The sequence below is a fragment of the Pseudomonas sp. NPDC087639 genome (assembly GCF_044743385.1).
Classification (GTDB): domain Bacteria; phylum Pseudomonadota; class Gammaproteobacteria; order Pseudomonadales; family Pseudomonadaceae; genus Aquipseudomonas.
Genome location: NZ_JBIUWI010000039.1, coordinates 29,172 through 30,217, shown reverse-complemented (window position 1 = coordinate 30,217; position 1,046 = coordinate 29,172). Strand labels below are relative to the sequence as shown.

The window sequence follows — 1,046 nt, the reverse complement described above, 5'->3', positions numbered from 1 at the left end:
ATTGCCGGTATTCTTTTCGATGGCTGGCGCCGTATGCGCGGCGGCAAGGGAAAACTGAAGTTCCGTCTTGACCGAAGTCTGTCCAACCTGCCGGACGAGGACACCAGCGCTGAGCTGTTGGGCCCGGCCCGCGTGCTGGACACACATAAAGAGCCACAACTGGACGAACACGATCTGCCGTCGGTGAGCATGCCGGCCCGCGAAGCACGCGAGCCTCGCGAATCCGGCTCCAAGCGTGGCAAGCGCGGCAGCAACGGCCCGGCCCAGGGTGACTTGAATCTGGATCTTGATCTGGACGGTGGCCCGAACTTCAGCAGCCGTGATGATGACTTCGTCGAAGACAGCAAGCCTTCGCCTGCCGTGGTCGACAAGGATCAGCCACAAGCTGAAGAAGTCTTGGTGATCAGCGTGATCTGCCGCGACGCCGCTGGCTTCAAAGGCCCGGCGCTGTTGCAGAATATTCTGGAAAGCGGTCTGCGTTTCGGCGAAATGGACATTTTCCACCGCCACGAAAGCATGGCTGGCAACGGTGAAGTACTGTTCTCCATGGCCAATGCGGTCAAGCCGGGCATCTTTGATCTGGATGACATCGACCATTTCAGCACCCCGGCGGTGAGCTTCTTCCTCGGCCTGCCAGGCCCGCGTCATCCGAAGCAGGCCTTCGACGTGATGGTGGCCGCGGCCCGTAAGCTGTCTCAGGAATTGAACGGCGAGCTCAAAGATGACCAGCGCAGCGTCCTGACCGCGCAGACCATCGAGCACTACCGTCAGCGCATCGTCGAATTTGAACGCCGCGCCCTGACCCAGAAGCGTTGATTGAAAAGATTGCCTCGCTATAAAGAGGCAATCGGCAAAATAGATTGAGCAGCCTCGGCTGCTCTTTTGCTTTATGAGAGAACACCATGACCGCCGCCAAAAATCGCATTCTAGAGCTGCGCGCTGAGCTGGATCAGCACAACTACCGTTACCACGTTCTCGACGAGCCGAGCATTCCGGATGCCGAGTACGACCGGTTGTTCCACGAGCTCAAGGCGCTGGAAGCGGCC

2 protein-coding genes are annotated in these 1,046 nt (G+C 59.1%); both read left to right on the top strand.

Going from position 1 to position 1,046, the window contains the following annotated elements:
• Positions 1-816, top strand: an 816-nt coding sequence (gene zipA, locus ACIOVB_RS17125) for a cell division protein ZipA (protein WP_401269663.1), incomplete at its 5' end; no start/stop codon positions are given.
• A gap of 86 nt (positions 817-902) precedes the next feature.
• Positions 903-1,046 (top strand): hypothetical protein (locus tag ACIOVB_RS17120; protein ID WP_401269688.1); only part of this gene is annotated, 144 nt, incomplete at its 3' end.